Source organism: Streptomyces sp. NPDC048442, from assembly GCF_040651475.1.
Taxonomy (GTDB): Bacteria; Actinomycetota; Actinomycetes; order Streptomycetales; family Streptomycetaceae; genus Streptomyces.
Map to the genome: position 1 here is coordinate 18,772 of NZ_JBEZKB010000051.1, position 8,822 is coordinate 27,593.

Sequence of the window (8,822 nt, forward strand, 5' to 3'; positions counted from 1 at the left end):
AGCTAGCAGCGCTAGAAATCAGGAGTGGCCGTCATGCTCAATGCACTTGAGGTGTTCACCACCGTGTGCACCGCCGCCCGCCCGGCCCATAGTCGCAGGGCCCCGTGTTCCTACGTGTTCGCCCCTCGGCTGCGTACCAGCAGCCACAGGAAGTACGGCGTGCCGATGACCGCCGTGACCAGGCCCGCTCCCAGTTGGGCCGGTGCGATCACGGTCCGGCCCACCACGTCCGCCGTTCCCACAAGCACCGCACCCAGCAGGAGTGACACCGGCACCACCCGTACGTGCCGGCGGCCCACCAGGGCGCGTGCGGCGTGCGGGGCGACCAGCCCGACGAAGGCGATGGTTCCGGCGGCGGCGACGGCCGCCGCGCTCAGCAGGACGCCGAGTGCGAGGAAACCGAGACGCGAGCGGGAGAGTCCGAGGCCGAGCAGCCTCGGGGTGTCCTCGCCGAGCGAGACGAGGTCCAGCTCGGTGCGCCGGACGACCGCCACGGCGACTCCCGCCACCAGTACGACGGCGAGCGGCAGCAGATCGGGCAGGGTGCGCCCGTACGTCGAACCGGACAGCCAGGTCAGCGCCTTGGTGGCGTTGAACGGGTCGGTCAGGACGATGAACAGGCTGATCAGCGCGGTGCTCGCGGTGGCCACACCCATGCCGACCAGGACCAGCCGGTTCTGCTGGAAGCCGCCGCGCGCGGAGAGCCCGAAGACGATGACCGAGGCGAGTGCGGCGCCTGCGAAGGCCGCGCCCGCCATGCCCGTCGGTCCGGCCATGGGCACGGTCGTCACCAGGATCACCGCACCGAGCGCGGCTCCGCCGGAGACACCCATGACGCCGGGTTCGGCGAGCGGATTGCGGGTGACGGCCTGGATCAGGGTGCCTGCCAGGGCGAGGCCCGCGCCCGCGAGGAGGGCGGCGAGCACTCGGGGCACCCTGGTGTCGAGGACGTAGGAGACGGACCTGCCGGCATTGCCCTGCGCCCAGTTCACGACGTCGCCGAGCAACAGCTTGGCGTCGCCGAGCAGTACGGAGGCGATGATCAGCCCGATCAGCACCGCCACCAGCGTTGCGGCGACGGTCAGGAAGACGGCCCGGCTGCGGATGCGGAGCCTGTCGGGTGGAGATGCGGCGCCCAGGTCGCGGCCCCTGGTCGCCAGGACGATCAGGAAGACGGCGCCGACGAGGCTGGTGACCACGCCGGTCGGTACGGACACGGAGGTGTCCGCCGACACCAGGGTGCGCAGCACGACGTCCGAGCCGAGTACAAGGACGACGCCGGTCAGTGCGGACACCGGCACGTTCTGGCGCACCCGGGCGAAGCCCCGGTGGTAGCGGGCCAGGACGCGGACGACGGCAGGGGCGCACAGTCCGACGAAGCCGATGGGCCCGCAGAGGGTGACGGCGGCGGCGGACAGCAGCGCGGACAGTACGACGGTGGTCACGCGAGTGGCGCGTACGGGCACTCCCAGACCGCGCGCGGCGTCGTCGCCCAGTGCCAGGGCGTCGACCCGGCGGGCGATCAGCAGCAGCCCGGCCAGCCCGACGACGAGGAGCGGCAGCATCCACAGCACTCCGTCGAAGCCGTTCTGGGCGATGCTGCCCTGGTTCCAGTCGTACAGACCGTGGGTCTCCTCGGGGAACAGCAGGATCAGGCCCTCGGTGACGGCCGTCAGGCCGAGGGTGAGGGCGGTCCCCGCCAGGACCAGTCGTACGGTGCCGGCGCCGAGTCCCGACATGCCGAGCACGATCGCGGCGGCTGCCAGGCCGCCTGCGAAGGCGACGCCCGAGGAGGCGATCATCGGCAGCGAGACACCGGTCGCGGCGGCGATTCCGAGCGCCAGGTAGGAGCCCGCGTTGACCGCGAGGGTGTCGGGTGAGGCGAGTACGTTGCGGCTGACGGCCTGGAGGGCGGCGCCCGCCATGCCGAGTACCGCGCCGACGAGGACGCCGGCGAACATGCGCGGCAGCCGGGAGGCGACGACGACGGAGGCGTCCGCCTGGTCGGCCTGCCCGGTGAGCGCCTTCCAGACCTCGGCCGGGCCGGCGTGGGCGGTGCCCTGGGCGATGTCGACGACGGCGAGGGCGGCGACCAGCAGGACGAACACGGCCGTCACCGCTGCCGCGCCGCCCTTCCGGGAAGCCGCCGCCGTGCTGGTGGGGGCGGAGGGTGCGGTGGTGGTGACGGCCATGATGTTCTCGTGCGTCCCGTCGTCTACTTCTTCGTCAGGTTCTTCGTCAGGGCGGTGACGACGGAGTCGACGTAACTCTCCATCGACATGGTGCCGCCGAACATCCACACACCGTCGGGCAGGCGATGCACCTTGTTCGCCTTCACGAACGGCAGGGACTTCCACACCGCGTTGTCGGCGAGCGCGCCGGTGAACACGCTGCTGTTCTTGTCCGTGTCGTTGGCGACGTACGCGAACTCGGCGTCCTTGTCGAGCTTGGTGAGGCCCTCGACGTCGGTGGCGCCGAGACCGTAGGCCGGGTCGCCCTTGACCTTCCAGGGGTTCTGCAGGCCGAGCCTGGCGTTGACCGCGCCGATCAGCGAGCCGCTGGTGAAGGGGCGGACGGAGACCTTGTTGCCCGTCAAGTAGCCGTCCGCGAAGGCGAACTTCGTGCCCTTGTGCCCGGCCTTCTCCAGCTCCTGCCTGCCCGCGGCGAGCTTGGCGTCGAAGTCCTTCTTGAGCTTGTCGGCCTTCTCTGCGGTGCCTGTGGCCTGGGCGATCAGGTCCAGGTTCTTGGTCATCGTGCCGATCGGGTCCTTGGCGTCGGCCGACTTCAGATTCAGGATCGGGGCTATCTTCTGCAGCTGTGTCACGGCGGCCGGCGGGAGGTCCGTGGTGGCGACGATGAGGTCGGGCGCGAGGGCGGCGACGGTGTCCGTGCTGGGCTCGCCGCGGGTGCCGATGTCCTTCGGCACGTTTTTCGAGGGAGCGGACTTCAGCGGGGCCGCCTTGTCCCAGGCGGTGTAGCCCTTGACGTCGGCGACGCCGACCGGGTCGACGCCGAGCGCGACGAGGTGCTCGACGACGTCCCACTCGGTGCCGACGACCTTCTTGGCGGGGCCGTCCAGTTCCACCTTCTTGCCGGTGGCGTCGGTGAGGGAGATGCGCTCCCCGGTCTTCTTCTCCGCCGTGTCCCCCTTGCCTGCGGAGGGTTCGGTCGTACCGCAGGCGCTCAGAGTGAGGGCGGCGGCGGTGGCCGCTGCGGCGGCGAGGAGGAGTCGTCTCATGACGTGGTACTGAGCCTTTCGGTGTGCGCGGTACGCGCGTTCTGCCTGGGGTACTGCGGGGTGCCGACCTGGACGTGGGTGCAGGCCTGGGCGTGGGTGTGACCTACGGGTGTGACCTACGTGTGTGACCTACGTGTGGGTGCCGACCTGCGCGTGGTCGCTGTCCAGCAGGCGTACGCCGGCGGGCGTCCGCCGTGTGTGGTGCCGGCCGACCGCCCGGGTGCGCAGCCGTCCCGTCAGCGGATCGGTGGAGACCTCGATCCGGATGCCGTACGTGTCCGTCAGCCGCTCCGGTACGAGTACGTCCTCGGGCTCTCCGTCCGCGATCACCCGCCCTGCCCGGAGCAGCACGATCCGGTCGGCGACGGCTGCCGCCTGGTCCAGGTCGTGCAGCACCACGCCGACGGCGATGCCGTGGTCGTCCGCCAAGTCGCGTATCAGGTCCAGGAGTTCCACCTGGTACCGGAGGTCGAGGTAGGTGGTCGGCTCGTCGAGCAGGAGTACGCCGGTCTCCTGCGCGAGGCAGCTCGCGAGCCACACCCGCTGGAGCTGGCCGCCGGAGAGGTGCTCGACGCCTCGTTCGGCGAGCTCGGTGACGCCGGTCATCTCCAGCGCCCGGTCCACGGCCGCGCGCCCACCCGGATCGGGCCGCCCCCAGCGCCCCCGGTAGGGGTAGCGCCCGAACTCCACGACGTCCCGCACGGACAGCCCACTCGGTGTGGGCCGCCCCTGGGTCAGCAGTGCGACGTGCCGTGAGAACTCACGGGGGGTCAGCGCGAATCCGTCCGTCCCCTCGTCGAGGGTCAGCTCCGCGTTCCGCGCCCGCTGCAGCCGTGCCACGGTCCGCAACAGCGTCGACTTCCCACTGCCGTTCGGCCCGACCAGTACGGTCACCCGCCCCGGCGACAGTTCGAGGGACGCCTCGTGCAGGACGTCGACACCGTCGTACGCCACGGTGATGCCCGTGGCGCAAAGGGTGTGGCCACGGGGAGGCGTGGCCCGGAGGAATTCTTCACCGACATTCACGCGACGAAGGTTAGCCTAACCTAAGCTTGGCTGAAAACAGTCAGTAAAGAGCCCCTGTCCACCGGCGCTCGGCCGGCGAACAGGGGCCTTGGCGAGGGCGGGTCCGCCCTACTCCCGCACCCGCGTCGTCAGCACTGCATGGCCCAGACGTGCGCGTCCCCACGGTCGTTGGCGTTCGCGTTGGAGGCGACCTCCTGGCCGGGGGCCAGGCAGATCGTCCGGTCGCCGCCGGTCGACGGCCACTGGATGGCGTCCTCGTAGACGACGACGTGGTCCTTGATGCCGGGTCCCGAGATCGCGTGGTTGGCCCACGACGAGTCGTTGTCGGAGATCCAGCTGTCCCACCACTCGTCGTCTCCGGACGAGGAGAAGACCCGGCCGCCGAAGTTGGCATCCGTCCAGACGCAGAAGGAGCCGCTGGCGCAGGGCGCCGCGGAGGCGGGCGCTGCCAGCGCGCCGCCGGCGGCGAGCAGGGTGGCGGTCAGCAGGGTGAGGAGGCGCTTCATGTACGGATGCCTTTCCGGGCGTGTGCAGCTTCGGTTTCGGTCAGGAGGGTTCTGGCCCGGCGCAGGGCGTCTTCGCGCAGCCGCCGGTAGTCGGTGCGGTCTGCGGCGGGTGCCGCGGAACGGAGGTTGGCGACGCGTGTCGAGACCTGGAACCAGCGCCGTTGGTCGCCGTACAGGCGGCGTTGCGCGGCGGCCAGGCAGCCGTCGGTGTGCTGGCTGATCACGTGGCCGCTGGGCAGCGCGAGGGAGAGTTCGGCCCGGCCGGCCCCGAAGAGGGCGTCGGAGATCCGGTGCGCCTGGGCAGGCGAGGGGGTGGCTGCTCCGGGCCTGGGCGGGACGAGACCCTTGGCCGTCATGCAGCGGTCGGTGATCAGCTGCTGGGCAGCCTTGAGCGTGTCGTCGGGCCCGAGTTCGATCCGCTCCGCCGGTGCGGCGCAGCCGCCCAGTACGAGGGTTGCGGCCAACAGGGCAGTGGACAAACGCATATGAGCAAGCCCCCGAGGCAGCGGACGAAGTGTGCGGTCGCAGCCTTCCACGCAAAGATCGCTACCACACCAACTTCCACCCGTAACGGTGAGTAGTCGTACCGCAGGAGTCACACATAGCGCGTGAGTCCCGTATCCGGGCGAGGGGCGAAGGAGACGGAGGGGGGGAGGGTACGCAGGTAGGCCATGCGGCGGTTTTCCACGCGTCGCACGCCGAGCGCCTTGGCCAGGGGTTCGATCCGCATGGCTTCCGGGCCGCCGGCGGCGAGTGCGCGCAGACCCTCCTCGATCCAGGTGCCGCGCGGCGCACGGGTCAGGCCCCTGCACGTGTCTCCCGTCACGCCGGGCACCACCTATACGGTGCCGTATAGGTGGTGCTAGATTTTTGTATACGGCATCGTATAGATAGGGGTCCGTTCATGAAACTCCCCACCACCGCGCACACTTCGCGGCCCTGGCGGATTCATTCGATCGCGCACGACTTCCGGCTTGAGGACGTGTGGGCGCTTCCGACACCGGGCGGCCCGGACGATCTCGTACACCTGGTGGACCAGTTCACCAACAAGCACAGCGACGGCGGTTCGACGCGCGCGCCGCACGTCTCAACGCCCGTATCGCGCCTGCTCTTCGCGATCCGCTGGAAGCTCGGCAAACTGCTCGGCTGGGACAGGCCCGAGAAGGGCATCGGTCACCGGGTGCCGTCGCTGCGGGAGCGGCTGCCCGCGGATCTGCGCGACAGCCCGAGGGGATCCGACCTGCCCGCGGTGCCGTTCAGGTCCGTCTACCAGACGCACGACGAGTGGGTGGCCGAGATGGGCAACGGGACCGTGCACGGGCTGCTGCACATCGGTTGGGTCCCGGACGGGGCGGGCGGGTACCACGGGCAGATGGCCGTCCTGGTGAAGCCCAACGGGCCGGCCGGCGCCGCCTACATGGCATTCATCAAGCCCTTCCGGTACCTGGGGGTGTACTCGGCCTTCATCCGCGGGATCGGGAGGGAATGGGAGGCGGGTGCGGATCGGCGGAAGGTGGCGGGCTGAAGGGGGGCCCGTCAGTGCGCGGATCGGTTGGGGCGCCGATCGTCCGGACGCTGCTGTTCCGCGGCGCCGAACGGCAGGCGGCGGGCCAGGAAGTAGCACCGGCGGGTCTCGGCCTCGTGGGCGTAGTGGGTGCGCTCCATGTGCATCTCGACGGCGAATCCGGCCGCTTCGAGGAGCGGGGCGACATGCGCGGGATCGAGGAAACGGAAGGCGAGATTCACGCCGTGTCCCCACCACTCGTCCATGTGCCGGACCTCTTCGCCGACATGGAAGGAGAGCAGGAGCAGGCCGGAGGGACGCAGCGCCCTGTACATCTCCTCGAACGCGCGGGGCATGTCGCCGGGGTCGAGGTGGATGATCGCGTAGAAGACGACGGAGGAGGCGAACTCGCCGTCCTCGGCCGGTAGTTCACGAAAGTCGCCCTGGCGGAATTCCACTTGGGGAAACCTGCGCCGCCCTGCCTCGACCATGCCTGCGGACAGATCGATGCCGACGGTGCGCGCACCGTTCCCGGCGAGCCGGGCCGCCACGTGTCCGGGGCCGCAGCCAAGGTCGGCGACCGTGGCCCCCGGCTCCGTCTGTTCCAGGAGTGAGGCGAGGAGTGCCCGGTCCAGCGGCTTTCCGGCGAGCTCCCCCGGCTCTCTGCGGTCAGAAAGCCGATCAGGCGGTCCGTGTCCGCCGGGGCGTCGAACTGTCGGTATCCGATGTCCGTGTGGGCACCGTAAGTGAGGCGTCAACTTGTGTCGTGGGGGCGGGAGTTCGCATCGGCTGGCTGAGCCGATCAGCCGGTTCTAGGGTGTGCCCATGACGCGATTCGACGGATATTCCGCCCTGGTAACCGGCGCCGGTCAGGGCATCGGCGCTGCGATCGCCCGCCGGTTGGCGGCAGAGGGCGCGCGGGTGCTCGTCACGGACCGGGATCCGTCCCGTGCGGCCAAGGTGGCCGACGCCCTGCGTGACAGTGGCGGGGTCGCGGTGGCGCAGCCGTGCGACGTCGTCGACCGGGCCTCGGTGGAAGCTGCTGTGGGCCGGGCCGTGGATTCCTTCGGCGGTCTCGACATCCTCGTGAACAACGCCTACTCCTGCCACCCGGACCCGCCCCGCTTCGACGACGCCGAAGACGGCCCCTGGTACGAGGACTTCGAGGTCACCCTGCACGGCGCGTACCGCTGTGTCCGCGCCTGCCTCCCTCACCTGGCGGCGGCCGGTGGGCGGGGCGCGATCGTCAGCATCGGCTCGGTCAACGCGGAGCAGCACTTCGGCAACCACGCGTACAGCGCCGCCAAGGCCGGACTCGCCTCGCTGACCCGCACACTGGCCGTCGAATGCGCCCCGCGCGGAGTGCGCGTCAATCTCGTCGAGCCCGGCACCGTACGTACCCATGTCTGGGACGACCGGCCGGGAGTGCTCGAACGTGTCGCCGGCCACTACCCGTTGGGGCGTGTCGGCGAGCCGGAGGACATCGCCGCGGCCGTCGCCTTCCTCGCTTCGGCGGACGCCTCCTGGATCACCGGGGTGACACTGCCCGTCGACGGAGGTCTGCTCGTGAGCAATCTGTCGATGGTCCGCTCGATGGGCGGTGACGGTGCGCAGGACGTGGGGCAGGGTGTGGGGCAGGGTCCCGCCGGGTGACCGTACGGCCCGGCCGCCGGGTGCGCGGGTTCCGATCACCTAGACTCCGCGGATGGCGAAGTACTTCGATGTGCACCCCGAAAACCCTCAGCCGCGCACCATCAGGAGCGTGGCCGACAGCATCCGTTCCGGTGCGCTCATCGCGTATCCGACGGACTCCTGTTACGCGCTGGGATGTCAGCTCGGCAGCCGGGACGGAATCAACCGGATCCGAGCGATCCGCAACCTCGACGACCGGCACCACTTCACCCTCGTGTGTCATGACTTCGCCCAGCTGGGCCAGTTCGTGCAGCTCGACAACAAGGTGTTCCGCGCCATCAAGGCCGCGACGCCGGGCAGCTACACGTTCATCCTGCCCGCGACGAAGGAGGTGCCGCGCCAGCTGCTGCACCCGAAGAAGAAGACCGTCGGGGTGCGCATCCCCGACCACGTCGCCACGCAGGCCCTGCTCGCCGAGCTCGGTGAGCCGCTGCTGTCGAGCACGCTGCTGCTGCCTGACCAGAAGGAGCCGATGACGCAAGGCTGGGAGATCAAGGAGCGCCTCGAACACGAGGTGGATGCCGTGCTCGACTCCGGCGACTGCGGCACCGTGCCGACCACGGTCGTCGACTTCTCGGACGGGGAGGCGGAGATCGTACGCCGCGGGGCGGGCGACACCGAGCGGTTCGAGTAACCCCTTTACCCCTCGGTCGTGATGCCGGCGCCCCTTCCCGCCGCCACGGCCTGCATCTCGCTTTCGAACGAGGCCGCTGCGGCGCCGACCGACTCGGCGGCGGCGGCCAGTCCGCTCGGCGGCAGCGGCCAGTCTGCTCGGCGGTGGCGGTGAGTCCGGAACTGCGGGCGCCGCTGGACGTGTCGGTGGGTGTCGGTGCGGACTGGGAGTCGGCGGCGCACT

General features: G+C 70.3%; 10 protein-coding genes and 1 pseudogene. 3 read left to right on the forward strand and 8 right to left on the reverse strand.

Annotated elements, in window-relative coordinates:
• Window positions 1-110: 110 nt before the first annotated feature.
• From AB0D18_RS39995 to AB0D18_RS40020, 6 genes and pseudogenes are all read right to left on the reverse strand, one after another.
• Window positions 111-2,192: an iron ABC transporter permease gene (locus tag AB0D18_RS39995; RefSeq protein WP_362430630.1), complete on the reverse strand. Its 2,082-nt coding sequence runs from the start codon at window positions 2,190-2,192 to the stop codon at window positions 111-113.
• Window positions 2,193-2,215: 23 nt separating this feature from the next.
• The gene (locus tag AB0D18_RS40000) at window positions 2,216-3,238 is read right to left on the reverse strand and encodes an iron-siderophore ABC transporter substrate-binding protein (RefSeq protein ID WP_362430631.1); all 1,023 of its coding nucleotides are present in this window, start codon (window positions 3,236-3,238) and stop codon (window positions 2,216-2,218) included.
• A 129-nt stretch (window positions 3,239-3,367) separates the two neighbouring features.
• Window positions 3,368-4,264, reverse strand: a complete 897-nt coding sequence (locus AB0D18_RS40005; RefSeq protein ID WP_362430632.1) for an ABC transporter ATP-binding protein — start codon at window positions 4,262-4,264, stop codon at window positions 3,368-3,370.
• A gap of 128 nt (window positions 4,265-4,392) precedes the next feature.
• Window positions 4,393-4,770, reverse strand: coding sequence for a peptidase inhibitor family I36 protein (locus AB0D18_RS40010; protein ID WP_362430633.1), 378 nt, complete (start codon window positions 4,768-4,770; stop codon window positions 4,393-4,395).
• Window positions 4,767-5,234 (reverse strand): hypothetical protein, encoded by a 468-nt coding sequence (locus AB0D18_RS40015; protein ID WP_362430634.1) that lies wholly within the window; start codon window positions 5,232-5,234, stop codon window positions 4,767-4,769. The genes AB0D18_RS40010 and AB0D18_RS40015 overlap by 4 nt, the downstream gene beginning before the upstream one ends.
• A 224-nt stretch (window positions 5,235-5,458) precedes the next feature.
• Window positions 5,459-5,572, reverse strand: a pseudogene (locus tag AB0D18_RS40020) (TetR/AcrR family transcriptional regulator); the annotation flags it as partial.
• Between the two features lie 102 nt (window positions 5,573-5,674).
• Here AB0D18_RS40020 and AB0D18_RS40025 point away from each other — a divergent pair.
• Window positions 5,675-6,295: a DUF2867 domain-containing protein gene (locus tag AB0D18_RS40025; protein WP_362430635.1), complete on the forward strand. Its 621-nt coding sequence runs from the start codon at window positions 5,675-5,677 to the stop codon at window positions 6,293-6,295.
• A gap of 11 nt (window positions 6,296-6,306) precedes the next feature.
• Here the strand turns inward: AB0D18_RS40025 and AB0D18_RS40030 are convergent, their stop codons facing one another.
• A complete protein-coding gene (locus AB0D18_RS40030; protein WP_362430636.1) occupies window positions 6,307-7,032 on the reverse strand; it encodes a class I SAM-dependent methyltransferase in 726 nt (241 codons plus the stop codon).
• A 67-nt stretch (window positions 7,033-7,099) separates the two neighbouring features.
• Between AB0D18_RS40030 and AB0D18_RS40035 the strand changes: the two genes are divergently transcribed.
• A complete protein-coding gene (locus AB0D18_RS40035) occupies window positions 7,100-7,927 on the forward strand; it encodes an SDR family NAD(P)-dependent oxidoreductase (RefSeq protein ID WP_362430637.1) in 828 nt (275 codons plus the stop codon).
• Between the two features lie 52 nt (window positions 7,928-7,979).
• Window positions 7,980-8,600 (forward strand): L-threonylcarbamoyladenylate synthase, encoded by a 621-nt coding sequence (locus AB0D18_RS40040; protein WP_362430638.1) that lies wholly within the window; start codon window positions 7,980-7,982, stop codon window positions 8,598-8,600.
• Between the two features lie 5 nt (window positions 8,601-8,605).
• On the opposite strand, the gene AB0D18_RS40045 is transcribed toward AB0D18_RS40040, so the two are convergent.
• Window positions 8,606-8,822, reverse strand: a 217-nt coding sequence (locus tag AB0D18_RS40045; protein ID WP_362430639.1) for a hypothetical protein, incomplete at its 5' end; no start/stop codon positions are given.